Source organism: Dielma fastidiosa (assembly GCF_003475485.1).
Lineage (GTDB): Bacteria > Bacillota_I > Bacilli_A > Erysipelotrichales > Erysipelotrichaceae > Dielma > Dielma fastidiosa.
Map to the genome: position 1 here is coordinate 516,420 of NZ_QRQL01000001.1, position 17,066 is coordinate 533,485.

At 37.7% G+C, this 17,066-nt stretch carries 17 protein-coding genes; 1 reads left to right on the forward strand and 16 read right to left on the reverse strand.

The features are described 5' to 3' along the window. Window positions 1–23: 23 nt before the first annotated feature. From DWZ33_RS02700 to DWZ33_RS02720, 5 genes are all read right to left on the reverse strand, one after another. Complete coding sequence (locus tag DWZ33_RS02700; RefSeq protein ID WP_118453691.1) at window positions 24–701, reverse strand: hypothetical protein; 678 nt, start codon at window positions 699–701, stop codon at window positions 24–26. 197 nt (window positions 702–898) lie between these two features. Beyond that, on the reverse strand, window positions 899–1,906 hold the full coding sequence (locus tag DWZ33_RS02705) for a nucleotidyl transferase AbiEii/AbiGii toxin family protein (protein ID WP_118453692.1): 1,008 nt from the start codon (window positions 1,904–1,906) through the stop codon (window positions 899–901). Beyond that, window positions 1,899–2,504: a DUF6088 family protein gene (locus tag DWZ33_RS02710; protein ID WP_118453693.1), complete on the reverse strand. Its 606-nt coding sequence runs from the start codon at window positions 2,502–2,504 to the stop codon at window positions 1,899–1,901. Before DWZ33_RS02710 ends, DWZ33_RS02705 begins: the two co-directional genes overlap by 8 nt. 372 nt (window positions 2,505–2,876) lie before the next feature. Then, entirely contained in the window at window positions 2,877–4,229 is a 1,353-nt protein-coding gene (gene rlmD, locus DWZ33_RS02715; protein ID WP_244925839.1) for a 23S rRNA (uracil(1939)-C(5))-methyltransferase RlmD, read from the reverse strand. Continuing rightward, the gene (locus tag DWZ33_RS02720; RefSeq protein WP_022937430.1) at window positions 4,226–4,789 is read right to left on the reverse strand and encodes a DUF1836 domain-containing protein; all 564 of its coding nucleotides are present in this window, start codon (window positions 4,787–4,789) and stop codon (window positions 4,226–4,228) included. Before DWZ33_RS02720 ends, rlmD begins: the two co-directional genes overlap by 4 nt. 161 nt (window positions 4,790–4,950) lie before the next feature. Here DWZ33_RS02720 and DWZ33_RS02725 point away from each other — a divergent pair, with 161 nt between their 5' ends. Beyond that, complete coding sequence (locus DWZ33_RS02725) at window positions 4,951–5,787, forward strand: DegV family protein (protein WP_118453694.1); 837 nt, start codon at window positions 4,951–4,953, stop codon at window positions 5,785–5,787. 52 nt (window positions 5,788–5,839) lie between these two features. On the opposite strand, the gene DWZ33_RS02730 is transcribed toward DWZ33_RS02725, so the two are convergent. The 11 genes from DWZ33_RS02730 to DWZ33_RS02780 form a co-directional block, all read right to left on the reverse strand. Continuing rightward, window positions 5,840–6,199, reverse strand: coding sequence for a hypothetical protein (locus tag DWZ33_RS02730; RefSeq protein WP_118453695.1), 360 nt, complete (start codon window positions 6,197–6,199; stop codon window positions 5,840–5,842). A gap of 8 nt (window positions 6,200–6,207) precedes the next feature. Then, window positions 6,208–7,440 carry an ABC transporter permease subunit gene (locus DWZ33_RS02735; RefSeq protein WP_118453696.1) on the reverse strand — a complete coding sequence of 411 codons (1,233 nt, stop codon included), beginning with the start codon at window positions 7,438–7,440 and terminating at the stop codon, window positions 6,208–6,210. Beyond that, entirely contained in the window at window positions 7,437–8,327 is an 891-nt protein-coding gene (locus DWZ33_RS02740) for an ABC transporter ATP-binding protein (RefSeq protein WP_118453697.1), read from the reverse strand. The genes DWZ33_RS02735 and DWZ33_RS02740 overlap by 4 nt, the downstream gene beginning before the upstream one ends. Window positions 8,328–8,422: 95 nt before the next feature. Then, on the reverse strand, window positions 8,423–9,835 hold the full coding sequence (locus DWZ33_RS02745; RefSeq protein WP_118453698.1) for a sensor histidine kinase: 1,413 nt from the start codon (window positions 9,833–9,835) through the stop codon (window positions 8,423–8,425). Next, window positions 9,819–10,529 carry a response regulator transcription factor gene (locus tag DWZ33_RS02750; RefSeq protein ID WP_118453699.1) on the reverse strand — a complete coding sequence of 237 codons (711 nt, stop codon included), beginning with the start codon at window positions 10,527–10,529 and terminating at the stop codon, window positions 9,819–9,821. Before DWZ33_RS02750 ends, DWZ33_RS02745 begins: the two co-directional genes overlap by 17 nt. A gap of 116 nt (window positions 10,530–10,645) precedes the next feature. Then, window positions 10,646–10,978, reverse strand: a complete 333-nt coding sequence (locus DWZ33_RS02755; RefSeq protein WP_118453700.1) for a putative quinol monooxygenase — start codon at window positions 10,976–10,978, stop codon at window positions 10,646–10,648. 92 nt (window positions 10,979–11,070) lie between these two features. Next, window positions 11,071–12,453 (reverse strand): aminopeptidase, encoded by a 1,383-nt coding sequence (locus DWZ33_RS02760; RefSeq protein WP_118453701.1) that lies wholly within the window; start codon window positions 12,451–12,453, stop codon window positions 11,071–11,073. A 59-nt stretch (window positions 12,454–12,512) separates the two neighbouring features. After that, complete coding sequence (locus DWZ33_RS02765; protein ID WP_022937421.1) at window positions 12,513–12,923, reverse strand: hypothetical protein; 411 nt, start codon at window positions 12,921–12,923, stop codon at window positions 12,513–12,515. A gap of 69 nt (window positions 12,924–12,992) precedes the next feature. Next, window positions 12,993–14,708, reverse strand: coding sequence for an ABC transporter ATP-binding protein (locus tag DWZ33_RS02770; RefSeq protein ID WP_118453702.1), 1,716 nt, complete (start codon window positions 14,706–14,708; stop codon window positions 12,993–12,995). A 120-nt stretch (window positions 14,709–14,828) separates the two neighbouring features. After that, window positions 14,829–16,100 carry a S8/S53 family peptidase gene (locus DWZ33_RS02775; RefSeq protein ID WP_118453703.1) on the reverse strand — a complete coding sequence of 424 codons (1,272 nt, stop codon included), beginning with the start codon at window positions 16,098–16,100 and terminating at the stop codon, window positions 14,829–14,831. Window positions 16,101–16,332: 232 nt separating this feature from the next. Further along, window positions 16,333–17,019 carry a peptidoglycan-binding domain-containing protein gene (locus tag DWZ33_RS02780; protein ID WP_022937418.1) on the reverse strand — a complete coding sequence of 229 codons (687 nt, stop codon included), beginning with the start codon at window positions 17,017–17,019 and terminating at the stop codon, window positions 16,333–16,335. Window positions 17,020–17,066: the final 47 nt, after the last annotated feature.

The window sequence follows — 17,066 nt, forward strand, 5'->3', positions numbered from 1 at the left end:
AAAATGGACACAATTACATCTCCTCATATTTTGCTTTTCATTTTCTCAACTTCACTTTCTAGTGTATCATTTAACAAATTTCTTTTTTCAATAATATGTTCATATAATTGCATTTGCTCAACAGTTTTCGCATTATATATATCATAAAAAGTTATTCTCATAGATACATACGACCTATATGATTCCATTACATTAAGATACATCTTTAAATCAGAAATAGTAATCGAACCATTACCTGCTAAATCTAAAATATGCGAATGTTCAGTAAAAGGATCATTTTGCAAATTCATACTCACTTCGTTTTTTGAGTCTATCTTATTGAAATCGATTTTTGGTACAATATAATTCTCTAACCATTCTTGATTATCAATAATTTTGAGTAAATCTTGGCACTTTTTATATGTAGATAGTATTAGCAAATTTGCAGTTAGTTTTGCATTATCATCTTTTTGCATTTGCCTTCTATCAATAACAGCATATGTAATAATATATAAGCATAACACAATTAAAGCATTGATAAGCGCACCAATCAAATCAAAGTTTATATTACTCATTTCAAAACCTATAATTGAAGGAACATTAAAATAGTCAACAATGATTACTAACACAAATGGAAAAATTGCATATTTAAAAAGCATTGAATATATGTTAGGCTTCTTACAGTTAAAACTTAATTCTTTTTTTACATTTAATTTTACCATATGCTTTCACTCCTTTCTTAAATCTTTTTCATGATATTTTTTAAATCATCACATTTATATTCTAAACAGTCACTTGATGATATGCCAATAACAAATAACTTCTCTTGGTGTATAATTCTATCTGAGATCTTCGTTATCTTTATCTATCCTTCTTTCTAAAATAACATTACCTTTATTTTTGCTTTCTAATGTGAAATTTAACTATTTCTAATTACTTTATTTAACTCTGCTTCATAATCTTTTATAGTACTTACTATTTCTTCAAATGGTATCTTTTCACCAAACAGCATATTCTTCATGCTATCATAATCTTTACAAAAAACTTCTAATCCATCATCAGTAGGAATCAGCCTTAGATTTCCAGCCATGATATCATCATACTTCGACCAATTACTTGCATAGAATTTCTTCTTAAAATCAATTACTGTTTTTAAAAGGTCTAAGTTTTCAAAGCTTTTCTCTTTAATATCCGTCAATAGCATTTTATACACATCATAAAAATGCCTTGAATATCTCGCAGGATAATTTCCATTGACTCTGTTCGCTTCTCGATGAAGTATTGTAATCTTTTCATAAAATGTTCTTAAAGAATCAACTGCTATAACTTCAATGTTTTCATTAAATACAGCAGGATACACTTCTTCAATATAAGTTTGTATATTCCTTTTAAATGCAGGAATAGGCTCGGCCAAACATCCAATTTCTAATCTAACAACTTGTGAGATAGAAGTATCTTGATGATTTTTAGGATAATCAAAGCAAATTGTCTGTTCATCAGTTCCATCAATGTAAAAACTATAATTTCTATCTTTTAAAATTTCTTTAAAATCATTTTGAAGTCTCGGTAAAAATTCATTACGAAGAAAAGCTTTAGTGTCGTCATTTAACTTATCGTTGAATTTTAACTGTTTGGTATTGCTCCTCTCTTCATAAGGTTCACAACTTCCATAGCCCATAACTTTCCAATCCAAAGCCAAATCTATATCTTCTGAAAATCTTTCTATTAGCTTATATACTTTCGATAGACTTGTACCACCTTTAAAAACAATAGAATTCTTATATTTAAAATCCTGAAACAAATATTTTAAAATAATGCAAACCCATAAATCTTTTTCAACTATAGCTTTTGACATATTGAGTTTATCTGCCGTGTTTTGAATTACTAATTCCAACTCATCACTTGATATTTGCAGTAATTTACTCATCATTTTTCTTCTGTATCCTTTCTAAAACTTCTTGAATCCAAAAAGGTAATTTCAAAGTATCCTTAAGCAAATCTTCATTAATATTTTTAGAAAAATATGCAAGTTTTTGAATATCTCCATCGCTGATGTTATCTTTTCCAATAGCTTTAATTGCCTGAATTAGAATAGATAATTCTTTTGAATAAGATGTTATGTTTCGATTCGCGGTATGTTTAAAAATGATTTTTTTATTCCTATAAAGATACTCTCTATATGGACCATCTGAAATATAAACATATTCATTTGGTACTTGAGTAGAAAGGCCAGTATTATTCAAGGCTGTATCTCCACTTGGCGATATTGTCCAAGAAAACTTAATTGCGATTTTCTCAGCAACAGCATTTGCATCCGGATAAGAATATTCATTTAAAATCTCGCTAAATTTAGGTTTTGTATATAATCCATCAATAAGCCTTGTAATCTTACCTTCTTCATTTAAACGATATAAAGCAGACTTTATTGTATTTTTTGTTCCTAAATTATAAAAATCATGAATAGAATAAATTTTACCTTGATTTTCACTCATGATGTTTTCTATTTGAATAATAATCGAATTCATTCACGCCACCTCTTGCACCCATAATTATATTATTTTGGGTGCATAAAGTCAATTTATAATCTTTGCTGCCACAAAAAATATTTTTAAATCTTTTATTTCTGAAATCAAAATGCAAAAATAAAAGGCTAAACCATTATGATTTAACCTCAATATGTTTAACAATTACCTGCAGTTATCTCGTTCAATTATATACCATTTCATTATTGTTTTGAAATTTATCTTTAACTCTTCAAGCTCCTAATAATATTTTTTCAATTCTACCTAATTAAATTTAAAATACTCTTTTAACATGTAATGATCTGTTCCCACAAGCAAAAAAGCACACTTTAGGTTGAATAGACGGTTTGTTATCACTTATAAACCCTCGTAAAATCAAATTCTCTTCCTCGACATCAGCACAACACTCTCAACATGCGCCGTCCTTGGAAACATATCAAACGGATAGCATTCCTCTGCCTGATAGCCATATTTCATCAGCACCTTAATATCCCGCATCTGCGTCTGCGGATTGCATGACACATACACAATCTGCTTCGGTTTCATATTCGCCAACGCTGTCAAAAAAGCCTCATCACTGCCGCTTCTTGGCGGATCGATAAACACAGCATCTACCATTCGGCGCTGAGCCGCTGCTTTTTTCATATATGCTGAAGCATCTTCACAGACAAACTCGACATTTTTAATTTGATTCACAGCCGCATTTTTCTTCGCATCCTCAACCGCCTGACGATTAACTTCGACACCGATGACCTTCTTTGCCTTAGAAGCCGCGCTGATGCCAATCGTACCGATTCCGCAATACATATCATAAACCATTTCATTACCCTTTAAAGCCATCAATTCAATCGCTTTGGCATAAAGCTTTTCTGTCTGATCATGATTGATCTGATAAAATGATTTAGCTGATATGGTATATTTTACCCCTAATAATTTATCAATAATAAATCCCTTGCCATACAGTATCTTTTCTTCATCGCCCAGCACAACACTTGTTTTTCTTGAATTTGTATTCTGAACCACACTTGTTACCTCCGGACAGCGCTGAATTAATTCACTCACAAAATTTTTACTGCCCGGCCATACCTTCTGCGCACCTACGAAACAGACTAACGTCTGATTACTCATAAATCCGCGCCTAATCAAAACATGACGAAGAAAACCAGTTCGGCGGTCTTCATCATATATTTCAACGCGATATTTAATTACCAGCTCTTTAATCGTCTGAAGAATGCGATTGCTGACTTCATCATGATTTAAGCAATTCTTGATATCCACGATTTCATGAGAATAATCACTATAAAAACCAAACTGCACCTGTTTGCCATGCCGTCCAAAACTCATGATAATCTTATTTCGATAAGCACAGGGAGCCTCCATACCGCACACATCATGCACCTTGAGCCGCAGCCCCTGACTATTGACAAGATCAATGAGCTGCTGTTTCTTAAGCTGAAGCTCATAAGCGTAATCCATATGCAGATAAGCGCAGCCACCGCATTTCAAACTGTACGGACATGCGCTGTTAACTCTTTTCGGCGAACGCTTGATCAACGCATCCACTCTGCCAATCCAACCCTCTTTAATACGTTTGATTAACGTCACCTTTACTTCTTCATCAGGTAAAACACCATTCAGTATAACCGTTTCACCTTGAATTGGTACATAAGCCTGACCATCCATTGCAAGCTGCCTGACTTTAATATTTAAACTTTGATTCAGCTTCATTTTGATTCCCCTTTAAAATAAGTATCAATCATCTTCTCCGCGACCCGCTTCATTTCATCAGCCATAGAAGTAAAACCAAGCAGCAGCAATAATAAATCCTTCTTCTGTGACGGATCAAGCATTTCAACATCAATCAAACAGCAGATCGCATCACCTACTGACTCACGAATCTGCTGCTTCAGCTGAAGATAACTCGTATAACTATCTTTCAGAGAATCCACACTATAATCGTCAGTCTCCGATAAATTCTGCATCACAATTTTAATATCCCCTAAGGACAGTGTATTCTTCATTGATAAAACAATCATCAGCCTCAGCATATGCTCCAGCGTATATTTTTTACCCTTTGCCGGCGGCAGCAGCCCTTCCTTAGTGTAATTATTAATCATTGTTTTAGTAACAACCTTAGCTTCAGGATCACGCTTGTTCTCTTCAAAAGCATGATTGATCAAACTGATGATCTGATCCATGTATAAATCAAGATCTGGTATTTCACTGACACTTAAATCACGATCATTTAACGTGTCATGTATCATTTTTTTTAATTCCATTGTTTCCATAAAAAACCTCATTTCATTCATATTGTACTTTATTTATAGAAATTTGCAAGTTTAAGGTTGTAAAAACCTTATTTTATGATATGATTAATTACATAAAGTAGTATTCAATACTACTTTATGTCAGATTTCATATGAGAAATATAATAGAAAGTGAGAGAATCATGATTAAAATTTTTACCGATACATCAACCATGTATACGCCTAAGGAAGGCGCTGAAAAAGGCTTTAAGGTATTCCCATTAAGTGTTTCAATCAATAACCAAACTTATCAGGAATTTGTTGATATTGACACCCCAACCTTTTATGAGCAAGTATTAAAAGGAAGTATTCCTTCTTCTTCTCAGCCGCCGATTGGTATGCTTATGGAAGCCTATGATGAATGTCAGAATGATGAAATCATTCATATCTGTATGGCAGATGGTCTTTCCGGTACTTATCAATCAGCGTTAAGTGCTAAAGATAGTACGGCTTCAAAAGAAAATATACATGTCATTAATTCAAAAACGCTTTGCGCACCACAGCGTTTCATGGTAGATAAAGTCATGGAATTAGTTGCTGAAGGTAAAAATACAAATGAAATACTCCTTGAGATTCAGCGTATGGCTGATTCTGCTTTCTCATTTTTAATACCTCAGGATTTTAGCTTTTTAAAACGCGGCGGCCGTTTAACACCGTTAGCCGCAACGATTGGCGGCGTTTTAAAACTGAAACCTGTGATGATGCAGACTGAAGATGGCTGCCGTCTTGAAAAATTCGCATTAGCCCGTACCATGGGTAAAGCTGTCGATATGATTCTTGAAGATATGCGCCGCCGAGGCATTGATTCCTCTTATTCTATTGGTGTATCACATGCCTATGCGAAAGAGCAGGCAGAAGGCATTCTCACAAAAATTAAAACTGCATTTCCAGATATCAGAATTGAATTATTTGAACTGACACCTGCCTTTATTACCCAGGGAGGTCCTCAGTGCATCGCCATTCAGGCCATTCAATGCTAATTAACTTATAGATATAAAAGCGATATAGTCCAGCTATATCGTTTTTTCTTGTTTATTTAATGATTCTTATTTCATATACGGTTGGATAATAAAATGGCGTTTCTTCAATGAATGCATCCTTCAGTCTCACTTTCACATGAGTGCCGCTTTGAAGTGCAGCAATCTCTACCCTATTACCCTTTTCGTCAACTAATGATGTTTCACTGCTGATTGCGAGTGAATTGTTAGGATCAGCATATATTTGCGTTGTTCGCTCCACAATCAGCCGTACTTCCCCATCACTTTGTATAACAGTATTTAAAATAACAGCTTCGAATGTTTTTTCAGATGCTTTAGTGGATATCAGCATAAAAATGGCAGCGAGTAATAAACTTATGAAGATAATCATGCCAACTATGTTTTTCTTTTTCATAAGAGCCTCTAAGCAGAAACCTGATGCTTTTTGAAAGCATGGCATGCTGATATCACAAAAACAATCGTTATAATCGGATAAACTATCATCCTTACAGAAAGAACATCAAATACCAAGCCGCCAATCTGATATGAAATATATTTGCCAAATTCAGGCATCATCGCACGGTATGGCAGCAAGAATAGAAGCTGGTTATATATTCCCTGAGTTCCCGTAGGTGTCAAAAACATTGGAATAAATAAAACAGGCACTAATATTGCCAATACTATATAAGGAGTTTTCAGCTTAGCGGATAACAGTAATGTTAAGCCAGCCATGGCTATCAATACAAGATAAAGAACACCAGTATTGATCAGACACATCTGCAGCAAGGTGAAAGGATAGGGAATGGTTGTTCCCAATATCTGCAAGGGCAGCTGCCAGCCATCGAATCCGAAAAAGGCAAGCGGCAAGCCAAAAGCAACGATGATATGCAGAGTAAACGCTATAATGGCAAATAGAAATGCGGCGATTATTTTAGCGCTGACACATTTTGTTTTTCCATATTTTGCGGATAAGATGAGGGCATCGGTTCCCATCTGATATTCATTGGAAAACACAGGAGCGATTCCGATGCAAATTGAGAGGATGGCAAATATTAAAAGTTCAAAGCTCGTCAAGATTACTTCCCAGCCTTCATAATATCCATAATTAAACGGCACCGCAACATGCTGATTTAAGTTCTGCCAATACTGCTTTTGCGCATCAGAGAGATTGCGGGATGAAGCATTCAGCAAAGCATCAATCTTTTCTGCCCTTGCCGCATAGAAGCTTGTTTCACTTAAATTCAATTCAGGTAATTGATTATATCCCGCAGACTCTCCTTGCTTGGCGTAATTGGTCGCAATCAAGCGCAGCAGCTTTTCCTTGGGCGCGATATCCTGCCAATAAGCATTACCGATTAAGAATTTTTCCGTGCCGTCAAAGCCAACATTATCCGGATCAGCAAAAAGCTGAGTTACTTCCTGAACAACATCTTGCACAAATTCATCATTCAGCACAACAGTATTTTCAGACGCAAGAGCTTTTTCATACTCAATTCCCGCCAAGCCACGCAGTACACCCTCTTGATTATAAGTTTGATACTGCAATATTGGCAGTCCGAAAAGGAAGGCTGTCAAAAGCACGCTGACGACCATCACGATCAATGTAGAAGGTTTGCGCAGGATTTTTAAAAATTCATATTTTACTAAGGTCTTCATAATTCACCGCTCCCTTCATTTTGCATTTCTTCCGCAAAGTAATATAAGAACAAATCTTCTAAACTTGGTTTCACATTAACCGCTTTTTCTGAGGGAGCCGTGTCACTGACGATCCGCAAACGTACAGTATCATTTTCATGATGAAGATTAACTACTGAAAAACATTCATTGTATTCTGTTACTTCATGCTCAGCCGCTAAAAGCTCCCACACCTTACCCTCCATGCAATTGGTAATTGTATTCATTGGCTCCTGCAAGAGAAATTTACCGTTTTTCATCATCAGAATAGTATCAGCAATGTAGGAAACATCAGAAACTATATGGGTAGATAATATTACAATTTTTTCATTAGCAAAATTGGCAATAAGATTGCGAAAACGCACACGCTCTTTAGGATCAAGCCCGGCTGTCGGTTCATCTAAAATCAGGATAGCAGGATTATTCAATTCAGCCTGAGCAATTCCCAATCGCTGCTTCATGCCGCCGGAGTATGTTTTAATTTTCTTATTTGCCGCTTCCTGCAGATTAACCATTTGCAGAAGATGTTCTATTTGATATTTAGCTTCTTTTTCATTAAGCCCTTTCACCGCTGCCATATAATACATAAATTCCCGGCCGGTAAAATCTGGATAAAAGCCAAAATCCTGCGGCATATACCCCAATTGAGCATGATAGCTCTCTCCTAATTCTGCCGCCGTCTTTCCATTTAATAAAATACTGCCGGCTGAGGGTTTCAAAACATTGCATATCATCCGCATCAGTGTTGTCTTACCTGCACCATTAGCGCCAAGCAAGCCATATACACCGGGTCTTAAAACAACATTTATATCATCAACTGCACATTTAGCTCCATATTGTTTTGTTAAATTCTGCAATTCAAGCTGCATCTTAAAAACCTCCCTTGGTATAAAAAATAGGCAACCTATGCTAATAGCATAAATTGCCTATCTTAAATTAACCTTTTGCCTTCCTTAAGTTTACCTTAAGCTGTGAATTTGGGAATCAAGAGGATGAATTCTGTCCCTTCATTAAGCTGACTCATCACATTAATTTCACCGCCGTGCAGTTGAATTATCTGTTTAGCAATCGCTAAACCTAAACCGCTGCCTTCTGCCTTTTGTTCAGTATTCGTTCCTCTGTAATAACGGCTGAAAAGCTTGGCTAATGCTTCCTCATCCATGCCCGTGCCATTATCACGGATAGATATCACTATTTTTTCACAATCATTCTCGGTAACCGTTACTGCTACCTTAGTTTTAGGCGGATTGTGCATAAAGGCATTAATAATTATGTTCTGTATCGCTCTGCGAAACAATGCCTCATCAATTTGCGCGTATATTTCCGGCTGACTGCTGACAAATTCTATATCATTTTCACTGAATTGAGGATCATTGATTATATCAATAATACAATCCCGCAAACTGTGAATGATAGAAACTTCTTGTGGGTTAAATGGCAAAGCACCTGACTCTAACTGATAGGTCAGCTTCAAATCGCTAATCAGTTTTTCTGTATGATTCACATTCTTTAAAATAATTGACGCATATTCCTGTATCAGTGCTTCATCATTCAGCGTTCCCTGAGATAATATTTCCGCATACCCTTTAATCGGTGACAGCGGCGTTTTCATATCATGAGTGATATTGGCTATCCATTCTCTGCGTGCTTGTTCACTCTCTGCCTCTAACTGATCCGCATGCTTAATTTCATCATCCATTTTGTTTAATGCCTTATAAACCTCACCAAAAGTACCCTTCTCTTTTATCGGCTCATAAGTACGCAATGAGAGCTGTTTAATGCCAGCAGATATTTTCGACAGCTGATGTGACAGCCAAAAACATGCCGCAATAACCAAAAAGATCAGCCCCAGTAAAGCTGCCAGCATAGCGGTCTTGACGATGGGAGAAAGCCGTCCAAGATTTTCTCCATTGTAATAAAGCATATATTTTCCAATCGCATAGGGAAAGCCAATAATGTAATTCCAACGATTTCCCTTATCTTCAAAACTGCTGACAAAAAGCGTATAGTTTTCATCATAATTATCTTTGGTGAATGAAATCAGTTCTGATGGCGAGTAGGCATTAGGATAATCTTCAGGCTTATTGTGTGAAAACACCTCATGGCCGTCTTCATCAACAATTTGAATCCATAACCCATATTCATCTAATCGGGTCAGCCCTTTTGCCTCAACATTAAGCTTTCCATCTTCACAATCAAGCCATACCGCAAAGTTATCCGTAAAAATACTTGGCCATGATGCTAAACTAAGTCCTTCTGGTTCTGGAATATAAAAAATATAATAAACCATACCCATGAGCGCCCCGGTCAGCAGCAGAATAAGAATGGATATGACAGCACTGATTCTCAATACGATATTTTTACTTCGCTTTTTCATGGGGTTCTACCAGCTTATATCCTAAGCCCTTCATCGTGAGAATGTATTGGGGATCATTAGGATCATCTTCAATCTTTTCACGCAAATGGCTGATGTGCACCATGATCGTATTATCACAGCCAAAACTGTCTTCACTCCAGATTGCCTCATATAATCGTTCACGGCTGATAACACGTCCTTTGTTTTGTGCCAAATAATACAAAATTTCAAATTCTCTTGCCGTTAATTCAACAGGCTGATTATTTTTAGTTACCTGGCACCCTTCACCATCGATGATCAGGCTTCCTATTTGCAGCCAATGCGGTTTTGATGCCTGTTCAGTATAGCCCATACGGCGCAGCTGTGCTTTTATACGATATGCGACTTCTTTGGGACTGAATGGTTTAGTGACATAATCATCACCGCCTACCGCTAAACCTAATATTTTATCAAGTTCATCATTTTTAGAAGAAAGGAATAGAATGGGACAATGTGAAAATTGTCGGATTTGTTTACAAACCTCATAGCCATCCATATCGGGCAGCATTACATCCAAAATGATTATATCCGGCTGCTGTTCCTGACAGCTTGCGATTGCTGAGATACCATTATCTATTTTTATGATATTTTTAAAACCTTCGATATTTAATGCCCTTGCAAGTAAATCCAATATATCCCTTTCATCATCGACAATCATTATTTTATAATCCTTCACTATATCCCTCTCCTTGCTTTTATTACCTTATATCATAGCCGCTTAAACAAACAATATCAAGGCAAGCTTAAACTGGCTGCTGTCTATGCCATACACTCCTCATGTCAGTCAGCATTTTATTCTCTGATAAACGAATCATTCAAAGCAGCATCCCCACTCGCATCTGAAATATAGCGTTCTACCTTCATATGCAGGTCATATTTATCTCTTAACTGCGTAATCTGTTCCATCATTGGTGAAGCATGATGCAGATCAAGCGCATGCTGATCCTGCCAGCTGTCAATTAAGAGCACCGTTTCCTCATCCTCCATAGGGAAGAAATAATCATAGCGCAGATTGCCGCTTTCCGCACGAATATCCTCTACGATACCGCTGTCAATCATCGCCTGGGCAAATTTTCTTGCACTTCCATTTTTACCTGTATAATAAATATTTACTGTAAATGCCATCTGATTGTCCTCCTTTAACTATTTTTATTTTAATTCTCATTATAGCGCTTTGCAAATAAAATGAGACAGCTTCAGCCATCTCATTATTTATATTACGCGTTTTTTAAGAATGCCAAATAACCCTTATAGGCCTCATAAACATCTGCCTTCGATACAACTTCCCAAGGTGCATGCATGTTCTGAACCGCGATACCGCTGTCAATAACTTCCATATTGTACTGTGCAGTAATATAAGCGATCGTTCCGCCGCCGCCTTGATCCACACGGCCAAGCTCAGAAGTTTGGAAGGTTACCTCATTGCTGTCCATGATATCACGCAGTTTAGCAATAAATTCCGGATTGGCATCATTACAGCCGCCTTTTCCGCGTGAACCTGTATACTTATTAAAGCATAAGCCATGACCGAAGAACGCAGTATTCTTCATTTCGTTAACACTTGGATAATTCGGGTCATAAGCAGCACTTACATCTGAAGAAAGCATGACTGAATTTTTCAATGCACGGCGAACCTTTAATTCTGTATAAGCCTCCATGCAATTCATCAATTCCGCTACCGTATTTTCAAAGAAACGTGACTGCATACCCGTTGCGCCGATGCTGCCGACTTCCTCTTTATCCACTAAGAGACAAACACAAGTTCGATCTGTTTCTTCAATTTCCAGCTGAGCCATCAAGGATGTATATGCACATACCCGATCATCATGACCATAGCCCATAACCATCGAGCGATCCAAGCCGTAATCTCTTGCTTTACCGGCTGGCACTACTTCAATCTCCGCAGAAACAAAATCCTCTTCTTCGATATTATATTTCTCTTTCAGCAAATTCAGAATTGCTGCCTTTGATTTTTCCTTTTCCGCATCCTTCGCTGGAATACTGCCAACCAATACGTTCAAATCTTCGCCTTCTACAACCTTAGCACCTGTCTTCTGCAGCTGATCAGCTGAAAGGTGAACTAATAAATCAGAAATACCAACAACTGGATCACAATCATCCTCACCGATGACAACATTGATTTTAGTGCCGTCTTTCTTCACTACGACCCCATGCATTGCCAAAGGCAGCGTTACCCATTGGTATTTCTTAACACCGCCATAATAATGCGTATCAAATAAAACTAATTCATTATCTTCATATACCGGATTTTGCTTCAGGTCAATACGCGGTGAATCGATATGAGCGCCTAAAATTTTCATACCCGCTTCTAATGGTTCACTGCCAATGTGGAATAAAGCCAGCGCCTTATCCATATTTACCGCATAAACCTTATCCCCGGCTGACAACTTACCGTTAGTCTTGATAACCTCTTCCAAATCACGATAGCCTTTTGCTTCTGCGAGCCGCACACTTTCGCTTACACATTCACGTTCGCTCTTGCAGCTGCTGATAAACTTCTTATACTCTTCATTAAAAGAAAAGCACGCCTGCATCGCGGCATCATCATACTTTTCCCATGCATTCTTAATTTTTGCCATAAATATCTCCTTTTTATCCGTTAATATTATACGTCATTCTAATTTATTTTACAGCCCTTTTATTCACTTTTAGGCAGTCTTTTCTTAAGGGCAGACAACAGCTTCATCTTCTTCTCATTTGGCACTGTATAAAGTCTTATCAAGCTGTCTTTCGCCGGTTTTCTTAAATACCCGTATACCAGAAGCTCTTCAAAAGCAATCCGGTAATGTTCATCATGAACTAACAAATAGCTCGTAATCTTTTCTTCACTAAAATTATCCGGATCAGGCAGATAAGCCTCTTCAAAGAAACGCAGATGATATTCATCCAAAGCTAATTCACCGCGTTTTAATTCCTGATTTTCTAAAGTCAGGCGGTCTACCTTTTCCATCAAAACTTCAATCATATTTTCTAGTGAGCTCACATAAAATTCCTGACCATCTTCTTTAGCTCTTGCCAATAAATTTCTCAGATCTTCTGTTTCATTCATAAATAACACCTCTTTCTTTTAAGTATAAGCGATTTATGAACAGTTGCAACAACTCTGAACAAAGTGTCACTAATTTGTTTTAAACTGAGAATTATAAAGCATTGTATAAAGCTTATTATTCTCAAGCAATTCTTCATGAGTGCCGCGCTCTTCGATGCCGTGATCGGTTATTACCACAATTTCATCGGCATTTTTAATGGTCGACAGACGATGGGCAACAACTAAAGTCGTTCTTCCCTTGCATAATTCATCCAAAGCATCCTGAATCAGTATTTCTGTCGCATTATCCAAAGCACTGGTAGCTTCATCAAGAATCAAAATAGCCGGATTCTTTAAAAATACACGGGCGATTGACAAGCGCTGCTTCTGACCGCCGGACAGTTTAACACCGCGTTCACCGATTTGGGTATCATAGCCATGTTCCAGCTGCATCACATAGTCATGAATATTTGCCCGTTTAGCCGCTTGAATGATTTCCTCTTCACTGGCATCAAGACGGCCGTAAGCGATATTTTCACGGATAGTACCTGTAAACAAGAATACATCCTGCTGAACAATACCGATATTCTTACGCAGGCTTTCATACGAGATATTTTCAATATTGATGCCGTCAATACTGATTGTGCCCGTTTCAAGCTGATAAAAACGCGGAACTAAATGACAGATCGTAGTTTTGCCGCCGCCGCTTGGACCAACGAGGGCGACTGTCTTGCCAGCCGGAATATCTAAATTAATATCATGAAGCACTTCCTTGCCGTCAGAATAGGTAAAGTTTACATTATCAAAACGAATGTGACCTTCAACACGTTCAAGATTGCGGGCATCTTTGCTTTCCTGTTCAGGTTCCTGATCCATCAGCTCGCAGAAACGGCTGAACCCTGTCGCACCTGACTGCAGCTGCTCCACAAAATCAATCAGCTTGCGAATCGGTGATACAAACATATTGATAAACAGCATATACGCCACAAAATCCGCAACTTCAATCACACCAAAATAAGTATAAATACCGCCTGCCAAAATCACTACGACATTCAGCAGATCGACGATCAGGCCGGTACCGCTGTGAAATTGCGCCATCGCTTTATATGATTTTTCACGGGCCCGTTTAAAGGCATTATTACCAGCCTGAAATTTTTCTTCTTCATATTCCGCGTTGGTAAAAGCCTTGGAAACACGGATACCGGAAATTGAATTTTCCAGATTAGCGTTTACCTCACCGATTTTAACACGCGCCTCCGTAAAAGCTTCCGTCATTTTAGCACGCATTTTAATCGCAAAATAAATTAAAATTGGAATAAAGATAAAAATGATTACCGTCAGCTGCACATTGATTGTGCATAAGTAAATAAAAGCACCAATCATCATAATTGATGAAATAAACAGATTCTCAGGCCCATGATGCGCAAGCTCAGATATATCCATTAAATCGTTGATCATCCGTGACATAATCGTACCGGTTTCATGTTCATCATAATAAGAAAACGGCAGCTTTTGAAGATGATTAAATACATCACGCCGCATATCCGCCTGCATATATACACCAACTAAATGTCCGTAATATTGTACAAAATAAGCAAGCAGACATTTCAGTAAATAGATGGCAAGCAGCAATATAGCAGCTACTACAACAGAGCGAAGCTGCTGATTAGGTATGTAATCATTCAGAATCCCTCTGGTTATGATTGGATAGGACAGATCACAAATGGAAATAAAAAAAGCTGCAATCATATCCAGAATAAACAGCCGTTTGTGCGGCTTATAATATTGTATAAATCGTTTAATCATATATTCACCCCTAACATTCAGTAATTAGTATAGCATTTTTTAATCAATTAGACCAACCCATCAGCACTAGAAAAAGGATTCCCTTTCAAGTTACGAAAAGGAATCCTGATCCATTTAGTTTTACTTTTTATCAGCCTGAATTGCTTCTATCAGCCGCTGTGGATTGATTACGGTTTTAATTTTTTCGCCGGTATCCAAGGTTAAGATATCACCGGTTTCATTTATTTTCCTGATGAATTTATCCGGATTCATATCAGGATCCGCCTGAACACATAAAGCATACATGCCTGCCAGCCATGGCACTGTCCAGCTCGCACCGCCGGTTGAAAGATATGTATATGAATTTTCACCGCCATCACCAGCCAATGTACGTCCATCCATAGGTGCATATATCATTGGATTTACGGTTTCATCTCTAATACAAATCGCTTCTGGAATTGTCTGACATATCAGAGGTAAGGTATACGAATTTAATTGATCCGAATCTGTATTTAGCTTACGGCCTAAAAAATTAATATCAAAGCTGTAATTTACACTTGGTGTTACAGTAATTACAAAAATACCCGCCGATTTAGCTTTTTCAATGACGGCATATAATTCATCAGAACCTAATTCAGCATCTTTACCAAGTCCATAGCCTCTGGATATTGAAATCACACGGATTTTATCATTCTTTGGCAGCACCTCATTGATTTCAATCACTCGTTCAATCGCAGATGCCAAGTAATTAAAATTAATCGTGGCTTCATCTGTTTTTACATCGTAATCAATAAAATCACAGGCTATAAAATACAGCTTTGCATCGGGTGCGACACCAATGCTTTTACCTACTGCCAAGCTGGCAACCGCCGGACCATGCATTGAAATACCATCACCATAAACATTTATTTTTTCATAAAGCATCAGCTGATCAGCATATTCCTCATGATTCACATCCAAGGATTGATCGATAATGGCAATACTCACACCCTTGCCGGTAATTCCCTGTTCATGAAGGGCGCGAATGCCTAAGCCTGGATTTTTACCCTGTTCCATAATTTGAATTGGATCAAAAGTTTCCGGCAGCTTATCAGGCCAGACAGTAAAAGTGTCAAAGGATGAATAAATCAGATTTTTATTCTCGGATAAATCAAATTCAGACAGATCAAGCCCCATCAGATTCCATCCTACATTATACAGACTTTCAACCTCAAAAATTGGTAATTCTGTCACCTTTTGCGTTGTTACAGACTGGGGGTTGACTTTTTCCTCAGTAACAATTACCCTTTCTTGTTTCGCAATCTTAGCTAAATCACCAAGCTTGGTCACTGGTTCAAAATCATTGGTATCCGCGCTGCACCCACACAGCAGCAAAGTCAGACAGGTCATTATCTTAAGTTGTTTTTTAAGCATTTATTTCGCCCCTTTCTTTCACGAATAAAAGCTGAAAGTAATAAAACGAATACTAATATCTTTATTTTAATACTAGTCCTTTATGACCCTGACATCAATCAATTCAAAATTATTATTATGATTATGGAAATTCATGCAGCTGGTCAGCAATTAATTTCATTTCTTCATGTTCAGCTTGAGAATAAACCAGCTTCTTTTACATCACATATGTAAAGCAGGAATTGCTTCCTGCTTAGTAATCTATAACGGATGGCGTTCTGCCAATACCAACAACCATGGCAACAATTTTACGCCAAGTCGCACATCCGCAGATGCCGTCAGCACTTAAACCATTATTACGCTGATATGTGACCAATGCGCTTCTGGTTGCCGGGCCAAAGATACCGTCCAAATAAGAAGTACCGTAGCCTAACGCGTTCAGCGCATCCTGAAGCACTAAAACATAGGTTGAAGAATTACCGCTTCTTAAGGTTGGAAAGCCAGCAGTACCGCCGCAGGCCGCGCCAATGTAACGGCGGTCCATATGCACCCAAGTTGGTGTCATTGATAAAGGTTCAACATAACCCCATACTCCCAGATTAGTAGCAATCTGATGAATCTGACGCCGCTGAGCCGCAGTCAGCCGCTGACCGACATCAAAAGATACACCGGCATAATGCTGACTTTGCTGACCGTGACCGCCCTCCCAAATGCGCTTAAAAGCATAACCGACTGGAATCCCAGAGCCATAAGTTCGGCGGGTATCATTCCATGCTTCCATCGCTCTTGTTGTCGTCCATAATACATTCGCTCTTGAAGAACCGCGGAATTCACGGACTAACAAAGTTCGGCCATAAGAATAAGGCATCGGATCATCTTCATTTTTATTAAAGTTGTACATCAGATTCTTATCTTGATCATAAACAAGAATTTTAGTCATTACCTTCACCTCCTGCACTATTCTATGGTGAAGTGATAAAAACGACT